At 66.8% G+C, this 599-nt stretch carries 1 protein-coding gene; it reads left to right on the forward strand.

Features of this window, described 5'->3' with window-relative positions:
• Window positions 1-599 (forward strand): histidine kinase dimerization/phospho-acceptor domain-containing protein (locus AC1D12_RS34895; RefSeq protein ID WP_477845613.1); only part of this gene is annotated, 599 nt, incomplete at both ends.

Consider the following 599-nt stretch of genomic DNA (forward strand, 5'->3'; position numbering starts at 1 on the left):
CCTCGCCCTCGGCCGTGTCGCAATGGCAGCGGCAGTCGCTGCCGCTGCTGAGCGCGCTCGGTACCTCGCTCGCGATCGGGCTGGTCTTCGCGACCGTGCTGCTGCATGCCAGCCTCTCCCAGATCGAGGACCTGGCCCGCGTGGCACGGGACATCCACCAGGGCTTGCCGCCCCGGCGCGTCACGCGGCGCAGCCAGGACGAGCTGGGTGACCTCGTCGAGCAGTTCAACGCGATGCTCGGGCAGCTCCAGCTCAACCAGACGAACCTCGAGATCACCGTGCGCGAGCGCACGGCCGAATTGCGTTCCGCCAAGGAATCGGCCGAAGTCGCCAACCGGGCCAAGAGCAGCTTTCTCGCCAACATGAGCCATGAGCTGCGCACGCCGCTGAACGCGATCATGAGCTACGCACAGCTGTTCCAGATCGACATCCGGCTGGACAAGGAGCAACTGCAGGGCGTGCGGACCATCCAGCAGAGCGCGGAGCACCTGCTGCTGCTCATCAACGACCTGCTCGACCTCTCGCGCATCGAAGCCGGCCGGCTCGAACTCTTCCCCGAGCCGGTGATGCTGAAGACCTTCCTCGGCGCCATCACCGAC

Source organism: Rhizobacter sp. P1_G5, assembly GCF_056405435.1.